Raw genomic sequence first — 26,287 nt, 5'->3', positions numbered from 1 at the left:
GGGTCGTCACGAGTGGTGGTCGGTCTTGCATTGGCAGCGGCCGGATCAGAGCAGATGCCTGCGTGCCAGGTTCTGCATCAGCGCCACGGCGCCGAAGCGCCACGGCTCGATGCGGTCCGAGTGATTGACGCGGTTGACCAGGGCACCCAGCCCGGGCGTGGTAATCGTGACGACATCGCCTATCGCATGAGTAAAGCCCAGGCCCGGCGCGCCGCGGTCCTCGGTCGGCGCGAACATGGTGCCGAGAAAGAGCACCAGCCCATCCGGATACTGGTGGTTGGGTCCGATCGCATGGCTGACCAGATCGAGCGGATCGCGGCTGATGAGGGACATCGGACTATTGCCCGTCAATGCAAAACCCTCACTGCCTTCGATGCGCATGGCCAGGTCGCATCGGCGCACATCATCGATGGAGTAGTTGTCGTCGAACAGGCGGATGAACGGGCCGATCGCGCACGACGCATTGTTGTCCTTGGCCTTGCCCAGCAGCAGGGCGCTGCGGCCTTCGAAATCGCGCAGGTTGACGTCATTGCCCAGCGTCGCTCCCAGCGTTTCTCCACGGCTGTTGACGACGAGCACGATCTCGGGCTCGGGGTTGTTCCATTCCGATTTCGGATGGATGCCGATCTCGCTGCCGAAGCCGACGCTCGACATCGGCTGGGTCTTCGTGAAGATCTCCGCATCGGGACCGATGCCGACTTCCAGGTATTGCGACCAGGCGCCCTGCCCGATCAGCACTTCCTTGAGCTTTGCCGCCTGCGCCGAGCCCGGCACCACGCTTGCCAGGTTGTCGCCGATGATCGCGACGATGGACTCGCGCACCTTCTCCGCTTTCGACGCATCGCCCCTCGCCTGCTCTTCGATCACCCGCTCGAGCATGCTGGAAACGAAGGTGACGCCGCTCGCCTTGACGGCCTGCAGGTCGCACGGCGCCAGCAGCCAGGGCAGGGTTGGATCGCGCCTGGCGGCAATGGAGTTGTCCAGCACGGCGTCGAGGTCGGCGAGGCGCGGCATGTCGCGCGCGCTGCGCACCACCTGTGCCGCGTCCTGCCGTTCGAACAGCTGGCTGGACGTGGCCGCAATCGTGCTCAGGTCATAGATGCCGTCCTGCTGCACCCTGACCAGGGTCGGGCCGACATCGGGTTGCCAAATGCGGCCGACGAGAATGGCCTGATGATGGTCCTCGGGCAGGCAGGCTGCCACGCTGATTTTCTGTTCCAATTTTTTCCTCTTGCAGTTCTTTGACTTGCGGGCCGCGGTATGCGGCGCGCCCTGAAGCAATCCGGCCTGGTTCAGGTCAGCACGCCGGTGTTCCAGGGCACGAATTCGTTCTGGCCATATCCATGCATTTCGCTCTTCGTCTTCGCGCCGGAAGCGGTGTCGAGGATCATCTGGAAAAAGCGCGCGCCGGCTTCTTCGATGCTTTCCGTACCGTCGGCAATGCCGCCGCAATTGATGTCCATATCGTCTTCCTGCCTTTCCCACAGCGCCGTATTGGTCGCGAGCTTCAGCGACGGCGCCGGCGCGCAGCCATAGGCGGAGCCACGGCCGGTGGTGAAGCAGATCATGTTGGCGCCGCCGGCGACCTGGCCGGTGGCCGAGACCGGGTCATACCCGGGCGTGTCCATGAAGACCAGCCCGCGTGCGTTTACGGGTTCGGCATAGCGATAGACTTCGACCAGATTGGTGGTGCCGCCCTTGGCCACGGCGCCCAGCGATTTTTCCAGGATGGTGGTCAAGCCGCCGGCCTTGTTGCCTGCGGAAGGGTTGTTGTTCAGTTCGGCGCCGTTGTGCGCGCAATACTGCTCCCACCATGCGATGCGTTCGTTCAGCTTGTCGGCGACCACGGGCGACACGGCCCGGCGCGTAAGCAGGTGTTCAGCGCCATAGATTTCCGGGGTCTCGGACAGGATGGCTGTACCGCCATGGCGCACCAGCAGATCCACCGCGGCGCCCAAAGCCGGATTGGCGGTGATGCCCGAATAGCCGTCCGATCCTCCGCATTGCAGCCCCAGCGTCAGATGGCGCGCCGACACCGGTTCGCGCCGGATGTCGTTCGCCTTGGGCAGCATGCTCATGATCTTCTCCACACCCAGGCGTACCGTCTTTGCGGTGCCGCCGCTGCCCTGGATGGTGAACGTGTGGAAGAACTCATGCTCCTTCAATCCGTGCGCGTCGAGCATGCCGGCGATCTGGTTGGTCTCGCAGCCCAGGCCGACGATCAATACCGCGGCGAAGTTGGCATGCCTGGCATAGCCGGCGAGCGTTCGGCGCAGCATTGCGAGCGCTTCGCCTTCTGAGTCGACCGCGCAACCCAGGCCATGCGTTAATGCCACGACGCCGTCCACATTGGGGAAAGCCGCGAGCGCGCCGGGATTGAAGTCCCTCCTGAAATGGTCGGCAATGGCATGCGCCACAGTGGCGGAACAATTCACCGAGGTCAGTACGCCGATGTAGTTGCGCGTGGCAACGCGGCCATCCGGCCGTACGATGCCCATGAAGGTCGCGGGTTCGGGCAGGTAATCGGTGGGCCGCGCGTCGGCGCCTGCCTCATGCCGGCGCGCGAAATCGGCCATCGCCAGGTTCTGCGTGTGCACATGCTGGCCGGGCTCGATGTCCCGGCTCGCGGTGCCGATGACCTGGTCGTAGCGCTTGACCGGCTGCCCGGAGTCGAGGCGGCGCGTCGCCATCTTGTGGCCCGCGGGGATCAGGGAAGCCACCGTCACGCCTTCCGTATCGATGCGTGTGCCGGGCAGGAGCTGCCGCCGGGCGATGACGACATCGTCGTTGGGATGGAGCCGAATGACTGGAGAGAGGGTTTGCATCATGGTTCGACAGCTTGTTGTGATTCGTGCGGCGGGCATGCGATCACCTCATTCCCTTGCGCATGCCGACCACAGCCGGTGCGCAGCGGAACGGGGAATCGCTGCGTGGGAGAAACGATGGGCAGCCAGAGCGACTCCGGCCGCCCGCGGCTTCAGTTGGTCATGAAGGGCGTCAGATCAGGCAGCGGCTGGCCGACCCAGCGCGCATAGGCTTCGCCCAGGCGGCCATTCTTCAGGTTCGCCGCGATCCAGGTGTCGACCCACTGCTTGAGCTCGGTATCGCTCTTGCGCAGTCCGACCGCATAGGGACCGGTCTTGATCGCGAACTTCGTTTCGATCTGCTTGTCCGGATTCTGTTTCGCAATGGCCGCGGACAGGATGCTCGGCGTGCACAGCGCATCGACCTGCCCGGACAGTACAGCGGCGGTCACCGTGGCATCGTCATCGAAGCGCACGACCGTGGCGCCTTTCGGGGCCATCGGGGTCAGCAGATTGTCCTGGATGTTTCCGCGCACGACGCCGGTACGCTTGCCCACCAGATCATCGATTCCCTTGATCGGCACCGACTTCGGCGCCGCAACCACGAACTGGATCGCGCCATACGGAGCGCTGAATGCCACCACTTTCGCGCGCTCGGGAGAGATGCTGAACGAGGAAATGACCATGTCGGCCTTGTTCGTCATCAGGAACGGAATCCGGTTCGGACCGGTCACGGGCACGATTTCCAGCTCCACACCCAGGTCCTTGGCCATCATGCGCGCCACTTCGACATCGGATCCCTGCGGCTGCATCTGCGCGTCGGTGGATCCGAACGGCGGCGTGCCGAGATCGATCGCGACCAGCACCTTCTTGCGCTGCTTGATCTCGGCCGGCGTGACGGCCTGCGCCGCCTGCGCCAGGAAAGCCATGCCGAGTACGACGGCGGCGAGTTTTTGTGTGGCCTTGAATATCGATTTCATTGTTGTCTCCAGATGGTTTGCGACGCTTGTTAAAGTTCACTGCTTACGAATTTGGCCAGCTCGGATGTCTTCGGACGTTCGAAGAGTTCTTCCGGCGGTCCCACTTCCCATACCTTCCCCTGATGCATGAACACCAGCACATCGGCCAGCTTGCGGGCGAAGGCCATCTCATGCGTGACCAGGGCCATCGTCATGCCGTTCCTGGCAAGGTTTTCCATGACCTTCAGGACTTCGGCGGTCAGCTCGGGGTCGAGCGCTGACGTCACCTCATCGAACAGCATCAGTTCCGGCGCCATCGCCAGCGAGCGCGCAATCGCCACCCGTTGCTGCTGTCCGCCCGAGAGCTGTTCCGGATAGGCGTCCTTCTTGTGTTCCATGCCGACCATCTGCAGCACGGAGTCGGCCGTGCTCTTCGCCTCGGCAAGCGGCATCTTCTTGATCGTGGTGAGCGCGAGCGTGACATTGCGCTCGACCGTCAGGTGCGGAAACAGGTTGTAGCTCTGGAACACGATGCCGACCTTTTTGCGCAGCTGGCGCAGGTCCAGGCCTTCCGGCCGGCTGACCTGGTAGCCGCAGACTTCGATATCGCCGGAGTCGACCTTTTCGAGACCGTTCAGGCAACGCAGCAGCGTGCTCTTCCCCGAGCCGCTGCGGCCGATGATGGCCACCATCTGGCTCTTCTTGACTTCCAGCGATACGCCGTTCAACACCTTGGCCGGGCCAAAGCTCTTGTGCAGATTGCGGATACTAACGATGGCTGACATTCAATTTCCTTTCCAGGGACTTGCTCAGCGCTGAGAGCGGATAGCACATGAAGAAATAGATCACGGCGACACAGCCAAACACCGTGAATGGCTGAAACGTTGCGTTGTTGACGATCTGCCCGGCACGCGACAAGTCGACGAACCCGATGATCGATGCCAGCGAAGTGTTCTTCACGATCTGGACCATGAAGCCCACGGTCGGCGGTATGGCAATGCGCGCGGCCTGTGGCAGGATTACCTTCTGCAATTGCTCGAAGCGGTTGAAGCCCAGGCATTCGGAAGCTTCCCATTGCGTACGAGGCACCGCTTCGATGCAGCCGCGCCAGATCTCGCCCAGGAAGGCCGCGGAATAAATGGTGAACGAGATGCCGGCTGCGACCAGTCCCGACAGGTCGAGACCGGCGATGCTCAGGCCGAAATACGAGATGAACAGGATCACCAGCAGCGGGATACCCTGCACGATCTGGATATAGCCGCTGGCCAGCCTCCTGGCCAACGTGGAACGCGAAGTCCGGGCCAGAGCAATGATGAATCCGAACAGGCCGCCGCCGGCGAACGCGATGAGCGAGAGCGCAATCGTCCAGAGCGCCGCCTGCAACAGGTACATGACGTGGGTGGAAGAAAACTGGGTCATGAACGCTCCTCAGATGGGCGTGCCGAGCTTGCGCCTGCGCACGAATACGCCGTTGCCGATCAGCCAGAACACGCCGCGGAACAGGAAGGACAGGAGCAGGTAGGCAAAGGCCACCACGAAATACACCTCGAAGCTCCTGAAGGTTTCGGACTGGACGATATTGGCGGTCGCGGTCAGCTCTTCCGCCGATATCTGGGAAACGATGCTTGAAGCGAGCATGAGCAGGATGAACTGGCTGCTCAGCGCCGGATACACCCGCTCGACCGCCGGCAGCAGCACCACATGCCAGTAGACATGCGCCTTGGACATGCCGAGGCATTCCGCTGCTTCAATCTGACCCGGATGGATGGAGTTGATCCCGGCGCGCATGATCTCGGTGGTGTAGGCGCCAACGTTGAGGACCAATGCAATCACGGCGGCGACTTCGGCGGACAGCTTGAGGCCGATGCTGGCCAGGCCAAAGAACACCAGGAACACCTGTACCAGCAAGGGCGTGTTGCGGATCACTTCGATGTACGCATTGATCAGCCAGAGCAGCGGCTTGATGCGGCTCCTGCTGGCAATGGCGCACAAGGTGCCGAGCACAAAGCCCAGAGCGATCGAAATGGCGGACAGTTCGATGGTCAGCCATGCCCCTTCCAGGAGTCGGGGCCAACTGGCGAATACTGCATTGAAATCGAAGGTGTAAGTCATGGCACTCCTGAGCCTTCCCTTATTCCTGTTAGTTGCCTGCGCTGTGGTCCGACGTCAAAGGACGGCGACACCGTTCATGGCCACGCGTGGCCTGCTGCTCGTGACGGCGTTGGTCAGCGGCTCGCCGAACTCCGGAATACTGATTTCAAAGGTGTCGCCGGACTGGATATGAACCCCGTCCGCGAAGGACAGTGCGGGCGCTCCGAAGAAATGGACATGGACATCGCCCGGTCGCAGAAACTGGTTGTATTTGAAATGGTGGTACTCCAGGTTTTCGATCGAATGGCTCATATGGTCCTGGCCACTGATGAACTCCCTTTCCCAGATCACGCGCCCCTCGCGCCGGATGCGGCTCATGCCGATCAGGGTTGCAGGCAAGGCGCCGACATAGAGTTCCGGTCCGAATGAGCAGTAGCCAAGCTTGGAATGGGCGAGATACAGGTAATTCTTGCCCTCGGTTCCGTGGTCGGCGAATTCGTTGCCGATCGCGAAGCCTATGCGGTACGGCGCACCGTCGTCGCCGATGACGTACAACCCTGCCAGTTCAGGCTCTTCACCAGCGTCGTCGGCGAAATCGGGAACAGGGATCGCCGCGCCCGGACGGACCACGATGGCTCCGTCCCCCTTGTAGAACCATCCCGTCGCGATGCCGGCTTGGCCCTCGGCAGGACGCCCGCCGGCCATGCCCGATTTGAACAGGCGCATCGCGTCGCTCGGACCGGTTTCCCTGCGGCCGGCACCGCGGTGCATGCTGTCGCGCGTGGATGCGCTACCCAGGTGGGTCAGGCCCGAGCCTGATACCAGGCAATGCGCATGGTCCGCATGGTCCAGCGGCGGCAGCACCCGCCCTTCGCTCAGCACGATCCGATAATCCTCATGACCTTCGATGCCCAGCGCATGCACATGGCGCTCCAGCGGTTCACCGGTTCGGATCGCGGCGAGTGCCAGTTCGCGCACCGACGAAGCATGCGGAATGACTTCGATATCCCATCCCCGTATCTTCCCGACCTTGCGACTTCCCTGCGGGGTTTCGAACTGGATCAGTCTCATCTCGGTAATGCTCCTAAAGCCCGAATAGGGACCAGTGAATCGATGAGACGCCTGCCTTCGGCAAGCGCTGCGCACCTAGTCTGCGTTCGCATGATCAGACGTGGCCCGGCCGCATGCGCGCAGCATGGCAGCTACCTGGGCGGTATCTCGATCGTTGGATTGCGGATGCGGCTTGGGTTATGGATGACGAGGCTCGATGCCTCAGCGCATCAAGGACTGCGCCCGGGCACTTTTTTCGGGATTCTATGCATTTGAGGAGTGTCTCCGTTGTATCGTGTCGGGCCAGGCAAACTGGACCACCGCATTTGTTTGTTGTTGCTGTCGAATATATGAGGCTTGTTGCATGCCGTCTAATGATCAAATTTTATCGGGCGATAACTTTTTGGAAGACACGTCGCATTCCCTCCCTCCACTGAGCTTCATCATCGGCCGTCTGCGCCTGCGCCAGATCGCGCTGCTCACCGCGCTGGATGAACAGGGCTCATTGCACAAGGCGGCCGAGGTCATGTGCATGACACAGCCCGCCGCCACCAAGGCCTTGCATGAGCTGGAGACATCCTTCGGCATCACGTTGTTCGATCGTTCGTCGAGAGGGATCGAAGCAACGGAGCTTGGCCGATGCGTGATCCGCTATGCGCGGCTTATCCAGAGCGACCTCGGCAATCTGCGCGAGGAGCTGACGGACATCATGAATGGCCAGGGCGGCCGGTTGGCAGTGGGAACAATCATGGGAGCGGTGCCTATCCTGCTCACGCGAGCCCTCGCCAAACTGAGAAGCCTGCAGCCGGAGCTGTCGATCGAAATCTTCGAGGAAACCAGCACGAAGCAGCTCCAGCTGCTGGATGAAGGCCGTCTTGATGTGGTCATCGGCCGCCCTACCGTTTCGCTCCAGCCGCATCTGTACGACTACACGGTGCTGCGCGAAGAGCCCATCTGCATCGTCGCCGGGAGCAATCATCCGCTGGCGCAGGCGCGCGACGTGAGCCTGCATGAGCTAGGAAGGCAATCGTGGGTTCTGTACACCGCCAATGCGCCCTTGCGCGTGCTGGTCGAGCACGAGTTCAGGCAGGCGGGCGTCATGCTTCCGAAGAATGTGATCGAGACCTCGTCGACATTCGTTGCCACCTCCCTCCTGCAGGATTCGGAGATGGTCGCCGTCATGCCGCTGGACATAGCGCACTTCTTCGCCGCAAAAGGCATCCTGTGCATTCTGCCGACCCATCTCAAATCGAAGATGGAGCCGTATGGCGTCGTCTGGCGGAAAAACGTCACATTGTCATCTGCCGGAAAGATGTTCGTGTCCATCCTCGGACAGCAGAACGCCATGGCGTGAGTGAGCCCGGCACGAGGGCGCGCGAACTCGCGCCGGATCACATATCGGACCGGGCACCGATCCCGTCGCTTTGGCCGGGATGGTCTGCCATCGGAACGATCAGGTGAAATGCTCCCATTGCGCATACACACATCGTTGACACCTTATTTCTCGCTCGTGCTGCGCAAATCGTTTAAATTCCCCTCCAATATGCGCATTCCAGGCATATCAAGCAGTCATAGCCATGGCTTACGGAGATGGAGACATGGGTCGATTCCCTACCCAGCGCCCCCTGGATTGCATTCACGGCGGCATGCTGATCGCGCCTTCACTGCTCCGCGCGGGAAGGCGCGTCCCTGTCATGGCATTCGTCGGCATACCGGCCCATGTCATCGAATCAGCCTGAGGCCATCATGTCGCGCATCGTGATCATTGCGGATGATCTTTCAGGAGCGGCGGACTGTGCCAGTGCCTTCGTCAGGTCCGGGCGGAAAACCCTGGTGGTCCTTGACCGCGAAGCCGCGCACGGCAGCGACAGCCAATCCGCTGCAGTCATCGCAATCGATGCGGATACGCGGCGCCTGCCGCCGGAACAGGCAGCGGCAATCCATGCCGAGCTGCTCGATCGCTATTGGACGCCCGCCGAACTGCTGTACAAGAAAATCGATTCGACCTTGCGCGGTAACTTCGTGCAGGAGCTGGCTGCCATCATCGGCGTTGCGGGCCTGGCTATCGTTGCCCCGGCGTTCCCGCGCGCCGGCCGCCTGACTTCACGGGGTCGCCAATATGTGAATGCCGTGCCGCTGGAGCAAACGGAAATCTGGCGCAACGAAGGCATGACAGGCACTGCGGATATCCCGGCCATGCTGAACCGCCACGGTATCCATGCCGTGTCGATCGACATCGAAACCATTCGATTGGGGCCGCCCCGCCTGCGCGCCATTCTGGAGCAGCATGCGGCCGACGGTGTTCAGGCAGTGGTGCTGGACGTCGGGCGGGAACAGGATCTGCAGAGCATTGCCCGCGCGACGCTCGACCTCCGGGTTCGCCGTTTCTGGGTGGGCTCCGCGGGCCTAAGCACGCATCTTTCAGCCATGCTGCCTGCCGCCGGACCGCCGCCGGCAGCTCCTTCGGTGTTTGTTGAAGGAGCCATCCTCACGGTGGTGGGCAGCCTGTCGAGCGTGTCGAGAGGACAGGCCGAGCATTTATTCGACAATGCCGACTTGAACCGCATTGAAGTCCCGGTGGCCGCATTGCGCGAGGGCCAATCTCATCCCCAGTGGCCCGAGATCCGCCGTGCCGTCGCGGATTCGCTGCTTGCAAACCGGGATACCTTGCTGCTGATCGGGAAGGAAGGGACGGTCATCATGGATGAGGGCTTGCAGCTGTGCCAGGCGCTCGCCGATATGATCGCTCCGTTGGCCGGACATATCGGTGCCATCGTCTCCACGGGAGGCGAGACGGCGCGCGCATTGCTGTCCGCCATGGGGTCGCAAGGCCTGTACCTGGTCGGAGAAGTCGAGTCGGGCGTGCCCCTGTCCGTTGCCGCCGGCGTGCACTCCGTACCGGTCATCACCAAAGCTGGCGCATTCGGGTCGCGCGAAACCCTACTGCGCTGTTATCACACCTTGCGGCAGGCGCGCATAGACCAGCGCGCGCGAGTCAATCCCGCCGGAACCTGATCCGGCCCAACAGCCATTCAAAGGAAAGCTCATCATGTACCGTCCGATCATTGCCATCACCATGGGCGACGCCGCGGGCGTCGGTCCAGAGGTCATCATGAAATGCCTGGCCGCCAAGGATTTGTACGAACACTGCCGGCCGCTGGTCATCGGCGATATCAACCGTTTGCGCGAGGCAGGAGAAATCGTTGGAAGCAAGCTCAAGCTGCATGCCATCGAGGATGTGCATGCCGCAAGTTACGAATATGGCGTCGTCGAATGCATCGACCTGGGACTGATCCCGCCGCATCTTCCTTTCGGCCAGCTGTCCGCCCTGTGCGGCCATGCCGCTTACTGCTATATCGAGCGCGCGGTGCAGTTGGCGCTCAGGGAGGAAATCGATGCCATCTGCACCGCCCCGCTGAACAAGGAAGCCCTGCACGCCGGTGGACATATTTTTCCCGGCCACACTGAAATGCTGGCCAAGCTCACCAACACGCCCGAAGTATCGATGATGCTGGTGGCGCCGAAGCTGCGCGTGATCCATGTAACCACGCACATCGGGCTGCTCGATGCCATCCGCAAGATCGAGCCGGGACTGGTCGAGCGTACGATCGAACGCGGGTATACGACGCTGGTGCGCGCCGGGATCGCGAACCCTCGCATCGGCGTATGCGGCATCAACCCGCATGCCGGCGAGAACGGCTTGTTCGGCCACGGCGAGGAAGAAGAGAAGATCATCCCCGCAGTGCGGGCGCAACAGGCGCTGGGGCGCATGGTCGAAGGACCGTTGCCGGCCGATACGCTGTTTTACCGCGCGGGGCGCGGAGACTTCGACCTGGTGGTCGCGATGTACCACGACCAGGGCCATGGGCCGGTAAAGGTGATGGGACTCGAGGCCGGGGTCAACATCACGGTTGGCTTGCCGGTCATCCGCACCTCGGTGGACCACGGCACGGCTTTCGACATCGCCGGCAAAGGCATCGCCGATGAAGGCAGCATGCTGGAAGCCATGCGCCAGGCAATTACTCTGGCGACGCGGCGCGGCTGAAGCCGGTCCGCACGATGTGATGCGATGCGGTGCCGGATGCATCCTGCTCTTCTACCTTCTCGCCGGCATGGGCTCTACCAATTGCTTCCGGTCCGGCGGCAAGGCAGCACCCGGGGCGCCAGGCTGGGGCTGCACCTTGCCACGCGGCTGCAGGTTTTCATCGGCCCACCTGAGATACGCAAGGTACTGGTCAATGTCGCGGTCCGCCAGGTTCTGATTCGGCATCGGCACCTTCCATTGCGCGAGCAGTTCCTGCGCCTGCGGATCGCCTTGCAGCATTTTCTCCGGTGATTTCAGCCACCGTTTCAGCCAGGCGGTATCACGCCGTCCGGTCACGCCGAGTAGATCCGGCCCCAACCTGGGGCCACCGCCGATAGAGTGGCATGCCAGGCATTTCGAGTCGAAAGCCATCTTGCCCCTGACCGCAACCGGATCTGTGGGGACCGCTGTCGCCGGGATGTTGTGGTGCTCTGCCCCATGCGTGCCTTGCTCAGATTTGCCGCCCGCGTCGATCAGGCCGACGGCTCCCTGGGACGCGCTGGCGAACTCGTGGTCCACCATGGTGTAGATGCCGGCTTGCGGCACCACGAACTCCACGATGGCACTATTGGACGAGCCAAGCAGAACGGTCTGCGCGCCGCGCAGCTGGTTGTCGGGATTCCCTTCGAGCCAGACACGATCGAAAATCGTGCCGACCACATGGAAGCTGGACGTATTCGACGGTCCCACGTTCAGCACGAACAGGCGTACCCGTTCGCCGGGCTTGGCCACCAGGGGCTGGTCGACCATGCCGTTGTATCGGCCGTTGAACACCGTATAGGTCGGTGCTCTTGAGCGTACCCGGTCGCCGTCCAGCACATGGAGGGGCTGCCCGTCGATACGCCGATTGTCCGGATCGGGCTTCGTGTAGAACTCGCTCTGGATCACGGCATACTCGCGATCGGCTTTGGTGGGATAGCCCGCGCGCGGCTCCACAACCACCATGCCGTACATGCCGGAGGCGATATGCTCCAGCACCATCGGCGTACCGCAGTGGTACATGTACACCCCGGGGTAGTTCAGGGTGAACTCGAACGAGATGCTTAGTCCGGGAGCGATGGAACGGTACTTGTCCTGTGGCGCCACCATGGCGGCATGGAAATCCATCGAGTGCATCAGGGGAGCGGCCACCATCTGGACGCCCGGCATCAACTCATCCGAGCGGTTCGTCATCGAAAACCTGATACGGTCACCGACGCGCGCGCGTATCGTTGGCCCAGGTACGGTGCCGCCCAGAGTCCACGCGCCATATTGCACGCCCGGTGCAAGTTCAATGATCCGATGCATGGCGTCGATGCGGATTTCCTTGACCGGATCCGGATCCAGGGGTTGGAGAGCGGCCGCGTAGCTGAGCGCGCGGCCAGCCGCGAACGGGCCGGTGTGGCGCTCCGTGGTAACGACCGCGGGCGGGCTATTGAAATTCATCCGGCCGATATCGTAATGGTCCGCGCCATGCGCTTCGGCCGTGACCGACGCCATGCTGCGCGGCGTTTCTGCCGGATCCGCTCTCCATCGAGCGCATCCCGAAAGTAGCAGTCCGCCCGCCGCAATGAGCGGGCCGATCAGTTGCAGGACGGGAAACGAACCTTGGCGCAATTCCCGTCTCCTGTAAGTTGCTGTTGCCGCCCAAGGCCATCAGTGCGATGCCGGCCGCATTCTTGCGCTTACCGTGACATCAGGCCAGATTCACGACGCTGACATTGCCATCCTTGCGCACGATATTGATGCCGACGTTGTGCGGGTAGCGCTGCAGTTGCAGGTCGACGGTCGCATTCCCGACCGCAAGGTCGCGGAAGCTCAGCGAGTCGAGGAAGTCGGGAAGGCGCGGGTTGCGGAAACATACGCGGTTCTGCGCCGCATCGAAGGACAGACCCAGGCATGCCTGCAACAGATAGAAAACGCTTGCTGCCGCCCAGGCTTGCGGCGAACAGGCGACGGGATACAGTGTCGGCCCTTCTTCCGGCCGCTTCTCGAAACCGCAGAACAGCTCGGGCATGCGATGCTGATCCATGTACAGGCTCACTTCGCGCATGCCGGTGAAGATCTGCAGCGCCTTGTCAGTCATCCCGTAACGCGCCATGCCGGCCGCGATCAATGCATTGTCATGCGGCCATACCGAGCCGTTGTGATACGCCATCGGGTTGTAACGCACCTCGTCCGCGCGCAGCGTGCGCACGCCCCAGCCGCAGAAGAAGTCTGCCGACACCAGGGATTGCGCCACTTGCGACGCATACTCCTCGGTGGCAATGCCGCTCCACAGCGCATGCCCGGCATTCGAGGCCCCAACTGCGCACTGGCGCTTGCTGCCATCCAGCGCCAGCGCATACATGCGAATTTCAGGACACCAGAAGCGACGATTGAATTCGCGCTTCAACTCGGCTGCGGCGCTTTCCAGCCGCCGCGCCATTTCATGGTCGCCGAGCAGGTTCGCCAGCCGTGCCGCCTGGACTTTCGCATCATAGACATAGCCCTGCACTTCACACAGCGCAATCGGCGCCTCGGCAAGCTGGCCATCGTGATGAAACACCGAATCATGCGAATCTTTCCAACCCTGCTGCGCCAGCCCCTTTTCGGTATGGCGCGCATATTCGACGAAGCCATCGCCGTCGCGGTCGCCGTATTCATCGATCCAGCTGAGCGCATCGAGGATATTGGTCCAGATCGAGCGGATGAACTCGAGGTCGCCGGTGCGCTGGTGATAGGCGCCGGCCAGTCCGACAAACAGCGGCGTGGCGTCGACGGTGCCGTAATAGCGACGAAATGGCGTCTCGCCCAGCCGCGCCAGCTCGCCATTGCGTGCTTCATGCAGGATCTTGCCGGGCTCGGCATCGCGCGCCGGGTCCATGTCGCTTGCCTGGTTCGCCGCCAGAAAGCCGAGCACGCCGCGCGCCATCTGCGGCTCGACCCATAGCATTTCCCATGCGGTCAGGATGCCGTCGCGGCCGAAGGTGGTGGAATACCAGGGCAAGCCGGCATACGGATACTCGCCGTCCCGCAGCCGGGTGCTCAGCATGATCAGGTCCGAAGTGGAACGGTCGACCCAGCTGTTGAACAGCGGGTCGGAACTCGATATCCGGCAGCGCTGCTGCTGCCGCGCGCGCATCTCTTCATCGCAACGGCGGTAGACCTCGAAGTATGCAGGCCGCGGCGCAGCGCTGGCCTGGCCTTCCTCGTAGCCTATCGTGAGGTAGCAATGCGCTTCCTCCTTCGGCGCCAGGTCCAGTTGGAACTCGGCCTGGTCCTGCACCAGTCGCTGCGGCGCCGGATCGAATTCCACGCGGGTGTGCCGCACGATCTCATCCAGGCCCCGATAGCCGAGCAGGACCTCGGCGACGCTAACCTGCGGCGGCAGATCGACGCCGCGCCTGGTGCGATTGAAACCGCGCACTTCGAAGATGTCCTTGAAGTCCGAGCCGAACAGGAAGGTCAGCGAGGTGCGTATGCGTTCCAGTCCGAAGTTGACGATGCGCACGTGCTCGTAGGAAGCGTTATTGCGCAGCAGCTTGGCACGGAACAGATGCAGCACGCCTTTCGGTATGGCTTCATCGGTGCCGGGATGCAGGTCCGGGTTCATCAGTTCGATGACGAACAGGCCGTTGTCGCCGCGGACTGTCGAGTTCAGGAACATCGGCCGCATGCCGCCGATCTGCATTTCGAGATGGGACAGGAAGCAGGTGTCGCCGTAATAGATGCCTTCCTCGCCCAGGCCGATGGACTGGGCATCCCCGAAGCGGTCGAAGACGGCGAAGGTTTCATTGTCTTTCAGCACGCGGCGGCGCTCGTCCACCGGAGATGCCGCTGCGAGGATGTACCACTCCTCGCCAAGCCGGACTTTTTGGATCATGGCGTGCTCCTTGAGGCTGATCCCGAAGACAGCAATTGTTCGTAGATCCGCAGATAGCCCTCTGCCATCCGCGTCGCGGTGAAGCGTCGCTCGAATTCCGCGCGGCATGCAAGGCGATCGAGCATGCCGATACGGCGCGTCATCTCGACCGCTTCTTCCTGGTCATGAACGATGAAGCCGGTAGCGCCGTGCTCGACAACTTCCGATACCGATCCATGGTCGTAAGCAATCACCGGCGTGCCGCACGCGAACGCTTCGATCATGACCAGGCCAAATGGTTCTGGCCAATCGATGGGAAAAAGCAGTGCCTTCGCATGCTCGAGCAATTCACGTTTCTGCGACTGACTGATCTCGCCGAGAAAGTGCACGCCGGGCAGCCGCAGCAGGGGCGCAATCTCGCGTTCAAAGTAGGCGGCATCGGCAGGATCGACCTTCGCGCCTATGTACAGCGGCATGCCGCAGCGGCATGCGATATCAATAGCCCGGTCGACGCGCTTTTCCGGCGAAACCCGGCCGATGAACAACAGATATTCGCTGGCTGTCTCGGATAGCCGGTATAGATCCGCCGGCAAGCCGTGATGCACGGTGCCGGCCCAGTTCGCGGCGGCCTGCGGACGGCGTTGGGCATCTGAAATGGACACCAGCGGCGAGCCCGAAAAATGGCGCAATAGCGGCGTCAGCTGCGGCAGGTCGAGCCGGCCATGCAGGGTGGTGAGATGCGGCACGCCCAACTGCAACGCGGTCGGGAAATGCAGCATATCGGTATGAAAGTGGATGATGTCGAACTCATGCGCATGCCGGCGCACCTCATCCATCTGTATCGCGTGGTAGGCAAGCCATTCCTGGTTGCCGGGAACCGGGCGGATGCTGCTCGCAACAGGCGCGAGCAGGCGCGCCGCGGTCACCGAGTCCGCGGAAGCGAACAGCGTTACCTCATGTCCGAGTCGAACCAGCTCTTCTGTCAGGTAGGACACCACTCTTTCAGTGCCGCCATAGGCCTTCGGCGGCACGCTCTCGAACAGTGGCGCGACCTGTGCGATCCGCGTCATCGATACCATCCTTGCGCATGTGTATCGCTACCCGTCGCACGCGCAGCACTGACGGAATTTCATTGTGTGCGTGAGCTGAAACGCCACATTGACGCGGACCAATCCAGCGGCAGGTGAACTTGACACGGACACCGCTCCTGCCGAGAGAGGCGTTGCCAGCGGAAAACGCCAACCCGGATGCGTGAGATGTCCCTGGCAGGGAGGCAGGCCCGCGCAGATCATGCACATAGCGCTTGTGCTCCCGATCCGGGTCAGCGCTCTTGCCCGGCGCTCACTGGAACACACGGCAGTGCCGCCTGCGCCATACGTCCATCAGGCACCGGGATTGAAGGCCTTCAATCCGTTTTCAAACGCCTCCAAGTCGCTGCCGCTTACTTCAGCGTATTGACCTCGCACTTTTTCATGAACGAAGCTTTCGCGGCGCCGTGCAGCTTGCGTCCGTTCTTGTCAACTGCCTTGGTTGCGCAGATCGATGCGGCGGGAGAAGCTGCGGCTGCTGACGCGGCTGCCGTGTTTCCCTGCGGCGGGATCGCAGGCGCTGCAACTGTCGCTGCGGGCTTCGCAGGGGCAGCAGGTGCCTGGGCAAACGCCGAGCCGGCGCAAAACAGTGTCGCTACAGTGATGGCGAGTATGGACTTCATCGAAGCTTCCTTTGGTTTAATCAGGCAAGGTGCCTGGTCATCGAAAATGTGCAGGTACGCAAGTCGTTGAAGCGATGTTCACCTGTCTTGTCTTTTCACGTCGACTTTCCAGGGAAAGCCATCATGAAAGTCGACAGTCGGCGAACACCGCGTCATGCGGCTTCAGGCGGGCCGCCAGATTATTTCCATAACGTGCACTTGGTCTCCGCCTTGGTGGTCCAGGCCTGCTCGCCCGGGATCGTCTGCACGATATTCAGCAGGTCCCAGCCCTGCTTGACTTGCCCGGGTTCCTTGACCTGCATGAGATACATGTCATGCACCATCGTGCCGTCCGGCCTTACCGTTCCGTTCTTGACATACATGTCGTTGAGCTTCATCGACCGCAACTGCGCCATCACCTTGTCGCCATCGTCCGTGCCGGCCGCCTTGACTGCCTTCAGGTATTGCAGCGCGGAAGAGTAATCGGCTGCCTGCAGGCTGGACGGCATCTTGTGTTCCTTTGCGTAGAAGCGCTTGGCGAAGGCGCGGCTGTCATCGTCCCGGTCCCAGTACCAGCTGTCGGTCAGGTACATGCCCTTGGCCAGCGCCGGGGTGAGCGAATGCACGTCGGTAATGAACATCAGCAGGCCGGCCAGCTTCATGGTCTTGGTAATGCCGAACTCGTTGGCGGACTTGATGGCATTGATCGTGTCGCCGCCGGCATCGGCCAGGCCCAGGATCTCCGCCTTCGACGCCTGCGCCTGCAACAGGAAGGAAGAGAAATCCGAAGCCGACAGCGGATGCCGCACCGAACCGAGCACCTTGCCACCCGAAGCCTTCACCACTGCGGCAGTATCGTTTTCCAGCGAGGTGCCGAACGCATAATCGGCGGTCAGGAAGAACCAGGTCTTGCCCCCCTGCTTCACCACTGCGCCGCCTGTTCCCCTGGCGAGCGCAACCGTGTCGTACGCATAGTGGACCGTGTACGGCGTGCATTCCTCATTGGTCAATCGCGCCGTACCCGCACCGACCGAGATGAAAGGTTTTTTCTTTTCGGCGGCGACCTTTGCCATTGACAGGCTGGTCGCGGAATTGGTGCCGCCGATGATCATGTCCACGCCTTCGCGGTCTATCCATTCGCGCGCCTTGCCGGCCGCGATATCGGCCTTGTTCTGGTGATCGGCAGTAAGCAGCTCGATTTTTTTCCCGTCCAGGTTGCCGCCGAAATCCGCGATCGCCATCTTGATCGCCTCGATGCCGCCGGTGCCGTCGGTATCGGAATACAAGCCCGAGAGGTCGGTGATGAAGCCTATCTTCACCGAGTCGCCTGAAATCTGCGCCGAGGCAGGAGCGGCGAGGCCGAGCGCCAGCGTCGATGCCAGTACCGCAAGTACGTTGTTGTGCCGTGTCATTTGTGTCTCCTGATCGCGTTTTAGTTATTCATCCGGGATACCGGATCGGCCACCGGATCGGCGGCAGGGCCATTCTAGTTTGTATGAATGTAATCCTGAAAAGGGATTGCTTCGGCATTGCGCAGTCACAAGCGGCGCATGAGCCGCCGTGCCCAGGCATATCTCGCGTCGCAGTCACAATGAGCTCAACGAAGAAAGAAGGCTTATGAGCGCGCCGTTCGTGCAGATCGGAAATCTTGCGGGGAAGCGGACCTGTATATTGACGGTCCCGTGTGTTTGTCACAGCCCTGGCGGGCCGGCAAGAGATGAGTGAGATGCAATGTAACAGGATGCATGAATCGCTAGAGGCGTTTGAGAATATCCGCTTTCACATCGGACTGGTCATTGGATTCCACGAGGAGGAAATCGCGCGATGAGAGATGAGCGCTTGCTGGAGATGCGCGTGTTCAAGGCAGTGGTCGAGGCTGGCGGCTTTACCGCCGCCGCGAACCTGCTCGGTGTGAGCCAGCCCTTTGTCAGCCAGATGATGAGCAGCCTCGAGCGACGGCTTGGCGTTCAGCTGCTGCACCGATCGACGCGCATGCAACGATTGACCAGCGAGGGCGAGCGCTTTCTGCTGTCCTGTAACAGCATCCTCGACAGTCTCGAGGAAGCCGAAGCGCAAGTGCGGGCAAGCGAGCCCTCCGGCAATCTGCGCATCAGTGCACCGCACGCATTCGGCATGGATCAGCTGGTGCCGGCGCTGCCGGGGTTCATGGCGAAATACCCGAAGATCTGCATGCACTTTTCGCTGTCGGACTCGAACGTCAATCTCATCGAAGACAACTTCGACGTCGCGATACGCATGGGGCGGCTGCAGGACTCTTCGCTGCGCAGCCGCAAGCTCTGCGATCTGCAGCGTGTCGTGGTGGCTTCGCCCGATTACCTTGCCAGGCATGGCCAGCCGGTGACGCCGCACGGCCTGTCCCGGCACACCTGCCTGACGTGGGAAGCACCGCGTGAGCATCTCAACCAATGGCCGTTCATGGTCAACGGCCAAGCCGAAACGCTCACCGTGCAGGGCAACTTCCGCAGCACCGATGGCACGACTCTCTTTCAACTGTGCATGGCAGGCATGGGCATCATGCGCCTGGCCGAACATCTCGCGGTGCCGGCAATCCGTCGTGGCGATCTGGTGCCGCTTTTGAGCGACTATCAGGCCAAGGACGATACCGCCATCCATGTGGTTTATCTCCCGGAGCGCCAGGTCGTGCCGCGCATCCGCGCATTCATCGATTACTTCGTCGAGGTGTTTCGCGAGCCGCCGTGGCATTTATAAGCCGGTGAAATAAATCTTATTGCCCGGCGCGTCTGGATCGCCGGCGCATGCTGTCTTATCGTTGCGGCCATTCTTTGGCAACCCGACACAGGAGACAGGCATGAGCACCGGCACTACGCAAGTCAATACCAGCGCGCAACAGACAGAACTGCGCCGTACGATTTCCCATCCTTCCAATAACTCGATCTATCGCCCCAAGCAGGACGGCCTGAAATTCCCCGAACTGCCGGACTTCTCGACCTTCGCGCAGGAACGCCAGCATCGCAAGGAGCGCCTCGTCGCCGCGTGCCGCGCCTTTGCCTTGCACAACCTCGACTACGGTTTTGCCGGCCATCTCACTGTGCGCGATCCGGAGTTCCCCGATCTGTACTGGACCAACCCGATGGCCGTGCATTTCGCGCAGGTCAAGGTGTCGAACCTGATCCTGGCTGACCACAAGGGCAAGGTCGTGGAAGGGACCCACGCGCTGAACCGCGCCGGATTCGTGCTGCATGCCGCGGTGCATGAAGCCAACCCTGACATCGTCGCGATGTGCCATGCGCATACGGTGTATGGCACTGCGTTCGCGGCGCTCGGCCGTCCGCTCGATCCGATCACCCAGGACGCCGCCGCGTTCTTTGAGGACCATGTCGTCATCGGTGATGAGGCCGGCGCCGTGGCCGTCGAAGAAAAGGCAGGCATGTCGGTCGCCGATTACTTCAAAAACGTCAAGGCAGCGATACACCAGAATCACGGTCTCTTGACCGTGAGCCGTCACAGCATCGAAGCCGCGGCATTCTGGTTCATCGCGCTCGAGCGCTGCTGCCAGCAGCAATTGCTGGTGGAAGCCACCGGCATCAAACCGATCATGGTTCCGGAGCACAGCTCGCGCTACAGCCGTGAACACGTGGGCAGCGAGTACATCGGCTGGCTGCACTTCCAGCCGATTTACGAGCAGCTCGTCCAAACCAGCCCGGATATGTTCGACTGAGCTGCCAGGGAAGAGAGGCGGCCGGCAGCAAGGGCCGCCCATATAAGCATGATCGGCGCGACGATGAGCGCGCCGGCAACACACAGGAGATAACAATGTTAAAGACCGCCTATGGCGATGTCGCCGCGCAGTCCAATACCGTGGACAGCACCTATGCCAAGGTGACGTGGCGTCTGGTCCCCTTCCTATTCCTTTGCTATGTGTTCGCCTACCTTGACCGGGTGAACGTTGGATTCGCCAAGCTGCAGATGCTGGCGGACCTGAAATTCAGCGAGACCATCTACGGCCTCGGCGCCGGTATCTTCTTCATCGGCTATTTCATCTTCGAAGTACCGAGCAATATCGCGCTGCATCGCTTCGGCGCACGCAAGTGGATCGCGCGCATCATGCTCAGCTGGGGCCTGCTCTCCGGCGCAATGATTTTCGTGAAGACGCCAACGACCTTCTACATCCTGCGCTTCTTCCTGGGTGTGGCCGAGGCCGGCTTTTTCCCCGGCATCATCCTCTATCTGACCTACTGGTTCCCGTCTTCACGCCGCGCCAAGATCACCGCGATGTTCATGACCGGCATCCCCATCGCCGGTGTCGTCGGCGGCCCGCTTTCCGGCTGGATCCTGAATCAGTTCAACGGCGTGAGCGGCATGCCAGGATGGCAGTGGCTGTTTCTGATCGAAGCGATTCCGTCCATCATCGGCGGTATCGTGGTGCTGCTGTACCTGGACGACGGCATACGCTCGGCCAAGTGGCTGAACGAGGAAGAGAAGGTGGTGTTGGAGAAGGGCCTGACCAGCGAGTCCGGGCATATCGAGGTCCACAGCGCCAGCGGCGCCTTCACCAATAGCCGAGTATGGGTGCTGTGCGCCTGCTACTTCGGCATCATCATGGGCTTGTACGGCATCGGATTCTGGCTGCCGACCCTGATCAAGGCTTCCGGCGTGACAGATGCTTTCGATGTCGGCCTGTTGACGATGATCCCGTATGGCGCCGCCGCAGTCGCGATGGTGATGCTGGGACGCAGCTCGGACAAGAGCAAGGAGCGCCGCTGGCACGTCGCGATACCGGCCATTCTTGGCGCAGCCGGCCTGGTGGCAAGCACGCTGGTGCCGCATGACGTGACGCTTGCGGTTGTGTCGCTGACGTTTGCGACGATCGGCATCCTGGGGGCGCTGTGCCAGTTCTGGTCGATTCCTCCGGCTTTCCTGGGCGGCGCTGCTGCGGCCACCGGTATCGCGCTCATCAACTCGGTCGGCAATCTGGCCGGTTTCGTCAGCCCCTACCTGGTTGGCTGGATCAAGGATGTGACGCATAGCACGGACATGGGCCTGTACTGCGTGGCAATCTCGCTGATTGCTGCAGCGGCGATCGTGCTGACCATGCCGAAACGCGTCGTGAACCGCTGAGTTCGGCCTCGGCGGAACGATGGAGCGGGCGTCAGCGGGGACCGTTTTCCCTGCATGCCCGCTTCATCGCGCGAGCATCCGGCGAAGTAGCAAGTGCGCTCGCACTGTACAAAGGCAAATCAGCAAGCAGGCGACTTCGACAGCGCCTTCGTCTGACGATTCATGGCAAGGGGAATGGTATTTCCATTGTCCCGGTTCAGCTGGAGCGGGACACGTGACGCAGGCACTGCGCTCGTGTGATGCTCCTGCCCCATACGAAATACGCTGACTGCCTGTTCCAGGTTGCCTGCCTGGTCTTGCAAGGACGCCGCTGCGGCGGCCGCCTGTTCCACCAGCGCCGCGTTCTGCTGTGTCACGGTATCGAGTTGCATCACGGCCCGGTTCACCTGCTCGATGCCATTGCGCTGTTCACGGCTTGCCGCGGTGATTTCGTTGATCACGGCGGTGACGCTTTGTACCCTGCTGACCACATCCTCCATCGCATTGCCCGCTTGCGCAGCAAGGACGGTGCCAGCCTGCACTTTCTCAACCGAGGCGGAGATCAGGGTCTTGATCTCCTGTGCCGCCGACGCAGAGCGCTGCGCCAGGTTGCGCACTTCTGTCGCAACCACGGCAAAGCCCCGTCCCTGCTCGCCGGCTCGCGCTGCTTCGACCGCGGCATTCAGGGCCAGGATGTTGGTCTGGAAAGCGATGCTGTCGACCGTGGTGATGATGTCCGCGATCCTCTTCGACGCCGCATCTATCTCTCCAATGGTGGATATGACGTCCGCAACCACCGCGCCGCTTGCCATCGCCGCCTGCGAAGCGTTCGAGGCAAGCTGATTGGCATGATCAGCGTTTTCCGCGTTTTGCCGCACGGTCGAGGTCAGCTCTTCCATCGAAGACGTGGTCTGCTGCAGCGACGAGGCCTGCGACTCAGTGCGTGTAGAAAGGTCCATGTTGCCCGCTGCAATTTCCTGGCTGGCCTGATGGATCACTTCCGTTCCCTGGCGAATCCGCATGATCGACTCGCTCAATATCCCCAGCATCACATCGAAATTGCGTCCGGCCTGGCTTGAGCGGCCATGCTCTTGTTCGGCCAGGTTAATCAGTCCATCACCTGCGTTGTTCAATCCCTCCACGCGCGCGTTGAGCTCCACCTCCTCTACCGCTTGCCTGTGCAGAATCACGGCCAAATAGATCAGCACCGCTGCTTCAGCGACCACATAGCTTGCGTGGAGCAACACCATGCCGAGACTCGGCCTGGTCAGGCACAGCACGCCATAGCCCCGCTCCTGAAGAAAATCGAAGCTCAGGTGGTGTGCCGCGACCACCACTGCCGCGGTCACAATGACCGTCCAGTCCCGATAGAAGAGCAGAAACGCCAGCGCTACGAAAATGCCGAAGTGCACCTCGGTGAGACCTCCCGCCTGATGAATCTGCAGGGCGCAGAAGACCATCATTGCAGTGGCGACCACGCAGCGTGTGATGCGCTCACCGGGACGAAGCACATAAAACACGGCCGGTACGGCAAGCGCGGGAAGACCGACGATGCACGACCAAATGAGGGTGTCATGCATGCCGGATATGCAAAAAGAGATGAGAAGCAGAGCCGACAATATTCCGAGCATCAAACGGTCGGCCAACATATAGTGCGCCTGCATGCGACGAGCAATTGGATTCATTTTCGAGGTTTCTTGGAGCTACGAGGAGGGCAGATGGTTGTCGTCGTGTTGTCCCGCCGCCCTGAGTCAGGACAAGTTGAATGCCTTTGCAGAATCTGATTGCCTGTCTCGATTCGGGAGCTTGACTTTGCCGCTCATTACCTGCTGCTGCGCCTCCCGCGATGAAACGTCCGCGTGCTGGCCTACAAGCTGCTGCGTGCAGTTCGGACCCGTCGTTCCCCGTATCAGCATCTTCGACAGTCCAAGCGCATAGGCAAGACTGCTGGCCACGCTGATTCTGATGCCTTTCAGGAACATGGCTTAACCCATATCGAGGCGCTGTTTATGAAAATGCTGCGGTCAAAGCAACGAAACGAATGAATTTTCGAGCAACAGTTGCCTCGCGTCAACAGTTGTCGGCAATATCATCAATTGTGTTGTATTGCGTAGTCCACCTACTCGGCAAGTTAAGCCGTTGAGTTGCTTTTGCGGGGGAGTCTGTGCGTTTGGTTTCGTCGATGCCGGTTCGGATGCAGAGAACTGGTCTTGGCGGTCCGTGTCGTGGCCGCCATGTTTGGCGTGTACCACGCAGCATTGAATCCGGAAGGCTGATTTCGCAATCCCCGCAGAGGCAGAAGCGGAGCACCAAATCTTCTTGAGCCAGGACATGGTATCCACCGTGCCGGACGTGCTTAGCGAGATACATGGAGATGTCCGAGCTGCGCCAGAGGGCAGCGGGCGTGTCCGCCGGACATGCGGTAACTGGCCGTGGAACCCTTGGCCCCTGCCGTCTCATACGAGGGCGGATCTCGCATCCGGTCAGGCGCGTATGCCGACTCCGAGACACGACACATCCCTACCCCGGTCGGCCCCCGCTGTGCTTAGATCCCACCGATTGGTCGCCGGCATCATCGCTGATGATTGCTTTGGTCAAGCCTTTGGGCCCGATGCGCACGTTCTTGCAGTGTGCGAACCGTATTCAATCGCCAACGCATGGTTCTTCCTTTCCATTTCAAAGCTGATGGCAATGCAGCGTTAAGCCTGTCTGTTCGTTCTAAACTTTGACGAGATATATTCGTACTAACTGCAGTAGCAGTTTCTCCACCGCGGCCAAGGCGCCCCACAACTTGGCGTGCCTCATCTGTGTGAAGCCATAGTGAAACAAGTCCTTCAAAGCAGCATAAGACAAAACGTTCTTGCTGTTAGTACGGATTGTATTGCTATGTAATGTGTATCGATATTGAAAATACGCGTTTTGCCCTCGCGGGAATGCGTAAGGGGGAAGTTGCTTGCTGCGGATTGCGGAGCGCTCTTTCTTATCGGCGGGATCGCTGCATGAGCCGGAGGGCAGGAATCCCAGCGCAGCTTGCATGCCCCGGTTACCGCGTGCTCCCGAAATCATCCAGATTGTTCAGGTAGCGCGGCGACCGAGTTCGGCGACTCGGAAGTCGGGTACGAGCCAGAGCAATGCCAAGCTGCATTGCAACTTGCGCTTGCCAGGAAAGCGAATCGGGCTCACTCCGCAGCGGCCCGCATGCGCGCTGTTCAGCGCGCCGCGCTCATTCGTGCCAGGCCATGCCCTGTCGCGCGAGCAGACCCGAAGAGGCATCCGGCCCCCAACTGCCCGCGGTATAGCGCAGCGGCTTTTCTTCAAGCTCGCGCCAGCCTTCCAGTATCGGATCGGCCCAGGACCATGCCGCTTCCAGTTCGTCGCGGCGCATGAAGTGCGTCAGTCTGCCGCGCACCACGTCGATCAGCAGACGCTCATAGGCTTCCGCGCGGCGTTGCGCGAACGCGGACTGCAGATCAAGCTTCAGATCGACCGGCAGCATGCTCATTCCGCTGCCCGGCTGCTTGGCCATGATCTGCAGCTGTATCGATTCTTCAGGCTGCAGCTGGATCACGAGCCGGTTGGCCCGCGTGCGCGGCGCATCAGGGAAGATCGAGAATGGCGGATTGGCAAAGTCGATGACGATCTGCGACAGCTGCTTCTGCATGCGCTTGCCGGTGCGCAGGAAGAATGGCACGTTCGCCCAGCGCCAGGTATCGACGTGGGTGCGCAAGGCGACGAAGGTCTCGGTCGCGCTGTCCGCCGGTATGCCCGGCTCATCCAGATATCCCTTTACCGCCTCGCCATTAACGGCTCCCACGGTGTATTGCCCGCGTACCGTGTCCCGTGCGATATCGCCCAGGCTCATGCGCCGCAGCGAGCGCAGCACCTTGAGCTTCTCATCGCGCACCGCGTCCGGATCGAGCGAGACCGGCGGCTCCATCGCGATGATGCACAGTAGCTGCAGCAAGTGGTTCTGCACCATGTCCCTGAGCGCGCCGGTGCCGTCATAGAAACCGGCGCGACTGCCGACGCCTACGGTTTCGGCCACCGTGATCTGTACGCTTTCGATGCTCGGCGCGCGCCACAGCGGCTCGAGTATGCCGTTGCCGAAGCGCAGCACCATCAGGTTCTGCACGGTTTCCTTGCCGAGGTAGTGGTCGATGCGATAGATCTGCGATTCGCTGAAATGCCTGCCCACGGCGAGATTGATCTCGCGTGCCGATTCCAGGTCGTGGCCCAGCGGCTTTTCGAGCACGACGCGGCTGGCTTCATCGACCATGCCGCATGCGGCCAGCCGGTCGCAGATGCCCATGAACAGCGCCGGCGACGTGGCAAGGTAAAACACCCGCTCCACGCCGGCGCGCGACCGGGCGGCAAGATGCTGGTAACCGGCGGCGTCGGTGGCGTCCATCGCCACATAGTCGAGCAGGTCGAGAAAGCGCGACCAGGCTTCGGGCTCCATGTGCTGCGGCGGAATGAACAGGCGCGACTGCTGGGCGACAAAATCGACATACGCTTCGCGGCTGAACTCATGCCTGCCGACGCCGATGATGCGCGTCGAGCGCGGCAGATTGCCGTGCGCATGCGCCATGTACAGCGCGGGCAGGAGCTTGCGCACCGCGAGGTCGCCCGCGCCGCCGAAGATGATCATGTCGAGAGGAAGCGCCGTCTCCGGCAGGTTGGCTTTCGTTTGCATGGGATGGCTGGAAG

General features: G+C 61.4%; 21 protein-coding genes. 6 read left to right on the top strand and 15 right to left on the bottom strand.

What is annotated here, in order from left to right:
• Positions 1-45 precede the first annotated feature (45 nt).
• The 7 genes from JJB74_RS12120 to araD1 all read right to left on the bottom strand — a co-directional run bounded on the left by JJB74_RS12120 (position 46) and on the right by araD1 (position 6,925).
• Positions 46-1,221, bottom strand: coding sequence for a fumarylacetoacetate hydrolase family protein (locus JJB74_RS12120; protein ID WP_200592125.1), 1,176 nt, complete (start codon positions 1,219-1,221; stop codon positions 46-48).
• A 71-nt stretch (positions 1,222-1,292) separates the two neighbouring features.
• Positions 1,293-2,825: a UxaA family hydrolase gene (locus JJB74_RS12115; protein WP_200592324.1), complete on the bottom strand. Its 1,533-nt coding sequence runs from the start codon at positions 2,823-2,825 to the stop codon at positions 1,293-1,295.
• A gap of 152 nt (positions 2,826-2,977) precedes the next feature.
• Positions 2,978-3,784 (bottom strand): transporter substrate-binding domain-containing protein, encoded by an 807-nt coding sequence (locus JJB74_RS12110; protein WP_200592124.1) that lies wholly within the window; start codon positions 3,782-3,784, stop codon positions 2,978-2,980.
• A 29-nt stretch (positions 3,785-3,813) separates the two neighbouring features.
• The gene (locus tag JJB74_RS12105; protein ID WP_200592123.1) at positions 3,814-4,548 is read right to left on the bottom strand and encodes an amino acid ABC transporter ATP-binding protein; all 735 of its coding nucleotides are present in this window, start codon (positions 4,546-4,548) and stop codon (positions 3,814-3,816) included.
• Positions 4,532-5,182: an amino acid ABC transporter permease gene (locus tag JJB74_RS12100; RefSeq protein WP_200592122.1), complete on the bottom strand. Its 651-nt coding sequence runs from the start codon at positions 5,180-5,182 to the stop codon at positions 4,532-4,534. The genes JJB74_RS12105 and JJB74_RS12100 overlap by 17 nt, the downstream gene beginning before the upstream one ends.
• A gap of 9 nt (positions 5,183-5,191) precedes the next feature.
• Positions 5,192-5,875: an amino acid ABC transporter permease gene (locus tag JJB74_RS12095; protein ID WP_200592121.1), complete on the bottom strand. Its 684-nt coding sequence runs from the start codon at positions 5,873-5,875 to the stop codon at positions 5,192-5,194.
• A 54-nt stretch (positions 5,876-5,929) separates the two neighbouring features.
• Positions 5,930-6,925, bottom strand: coding sequence for an AraD1 family protein (araD1, locus tag JJB74_RS12090; RefSeq protein ID WP_200592120.1), 996 nt, complete (start codon positions 6,923-6,925; stop codon positions 5,930-5,932).
• Between the two features lie 343 nt (positions 6,926-7,268).
• Between araD1 and JJB74_RS12085 the strand changes: the two genes are divergently transcribed.
• From JJB74_RS12085 to pdxA, 3 genes are all read left to right on the top strand, one after another.
• Positions 7,269-8,258: a LysR family transcriptional regulator gene (locus JJB74_RS12085; RefSeq protein WP_200592119.1), complete on the top strand. Its 990-nt coding sequence runs from the start codon at positions 7,269-7,271 to the stop codon at positions 8,256-8,258.
• A 365-nt stretch (positions 8,259-8,623) separates the two neighbouring features.
• Positions 8,624-9,919: a four-carbon acid sugar kinase family protein gene (locus JJB74_RS12080; protein WP_200592118.1), complete on the top strand. Its 1,296-nt coding sequence runs from the start codon at positions 8,624-8,626 to the stop codon at positions 9,917-9,919.
• Between the two features lie 34 nt (positions 9,920-9,953).
• Complete coding sequence (gene pdxA / locus JJB74_RS12075; RefSeq protein WP_200592117.1) at positions 9,954-10,949, top strand: 4-hydroxythreonine-4-phosphate dehydrogenase PdxA; 996 nt, start codon at positions 9,954-9,956, stop codon at positions 10,947-10,949.
• 51 nt (positions 10,950-11,000) lie between these two features.
• Here pdxA and JJB74_RS12070 read toward each other — a convergent pair whose 3' ends face one another.
• From JJB74_RS12070 to JJB74_RS12050, 5 genes are all read right to left on the bottom strand, one after another.
• The gene (locus JJB74_RS12070) at positions 11,001-12,524 is read right to left on the bottom strand and encodes a multicopper oxidase domain-containing protein (protein WP_407672341.1); all 1,524 of its coding nucleotides are present in this window, start codon (positions 12,522-12,524) and stop codon (positions 11,001-11,003) included.
• 139 nt (positions 12,525-12,663) lie between these two features.
• Complete coding sequence (locus JJB74_RS12065) at positions 12,664-14,832, bottom strand: amylo-alpha-1,6-glucosidase (RefSeq protein ID WP_200592116.1); 2,169 nt, start codon at positions 14,830-14,832, stop codon at positions 12,664-12,666.
• Complete coding sequence (locus JJB74_RS12060; protein WP_200592115.1) at positions 14,829-15,881, bottom strand: glycosyltransferase family 4 protein; 1,053 nt, start codon at positions 15,879-15,881, stop codon at positions 14,829-14,831. Before JJB74_RS12060 ends, JJB74_RS12065 begins: the two co-directional genes overlap by 4 nt.
• A gap of 371 nt (positions 15,882-16,252) precedes the next feature.
• On the bottom strand, positions 16,253-16,522 hold the full coding sequence (locus JJB74_RS12055) for a hypothetical protein (protein ID WP_200592114.1): 270 nt from the start codon (positions 16,520-16,522) through the stop codon (positions 16,253-16,255).
• A 179-nt stretch (positions 16,523-16,701) separates the two neighbouring features.
• On the bottom strand, positions 16,702-17,913 hold the full coding sequence (locus JJB74_RS12050) for an ABC transporter substrate-binding protein (protein WP_200592113.1): 1,212 nt from the start codon (positions 17,911-17,913) through the stop codon (positions 16,702-16,704).
• A gap of 412 nt (positions 17,914-18,325) precedes the next feature.
• Here JJB74_RS12050 and JJB74_RS12045 point away from each other — a divergent pair, with 412 nt between their 5' ends.
• The 3 genes from JJB74_RS12045 (at position 18,326) to JJB74_RS12035 (ending at position 21,601) form a co-directional block, all read left to right on the top strand.
• Complete coding sequence (locus JJB74_RS12045) at positions 18,326-19,231, top strand: LysR family transcriptional regulator (protein ID WP_200592112.1); 906 nt, start codon at positions 18,326-18,328, stop codon at positions 19,229-19,231.
• A gap of 100 nt (positions 19,232-19,331) precedes the next feature.
• Positions 19,332-20,201 (top strand): class II aldolase/adducin family protein, encoded by an 870-nt coding sequence (locus tag JJB74_RS12040; protein ID WP_200592111.1) that lies wholly within the window; start codon positions 19,332-19,334, stop codon positions 20,199-20,201.
• A gap of 95 nt (positions 20,202-20,296) precedes the next feature.
• Entirely contained in the window at positions 20,297-21,601 is a 1,305-nt protein-coding gene (locus JJB74_RS12035) for an MFS transporter (protein ID WP_200592110.1), read from the top strand.
• Positions 21,602-21,720: 119 nt separating this feature from the next.
• On the opposite strand, the gene JJB74_RS12030 is transcribed toward JJB74_RS12035, so the two are convergent.
• The 3 genes from JJB74_RS12030 to zwf form a co-directional block, all read right to left on the bottom strand.
• On the bottom strand, positions 21,721-23,265 hold the full coding sequence (locus JJB74_RS12030; RefSeq protein WP_200592109.1) for a methyl-accepting chemotaxis protein: 1,545 nt from the start codon (positions 23,263-23,265) through the stop codon (positions 21,721-21,723).
• Positions 23,266-23,331: 66 nt separating this feature from the next.
• Positions 23,332-23,562 (bottom strand): hypothetical protein, encoded by a 231-nt coding sequence (locus JJB74_RS12025; protein WP_200592108.1) that lies wholly within the window; start codon positions 23,560-23,562, stop codon positions 23,332-23,334.
• Between the two features lie 1,241 nt (positions 23,563-24,803).
• Entirely contained in the window at positions 24,804-26,273 is a 1,470-nt protein-coding gene (gene zwf / locus JJB74_RS12020; protein WP_200592107.1) for a glucose-6-phosphate dehydrogenase, read from the bottom strand.
• Positions 26,274-26,287: the final 14 nt, after the last annotated feature.

Source organism: Noviherbaspirillum pedocola (assembly GCF_016632335.1).
Classification (GTDB): Bacteria; Pseudomonadota; Gammaproteobacteria; order Burkholderiales; family Burkholderiaceae_D; genus Noviherbaspirillum_A; species Noviherbaspirillum_A pedocola.
Note: the sequence above shows the minus strand (reverse complement) of the source record. Positions and strands in the feature narration are given on the sequence as shown.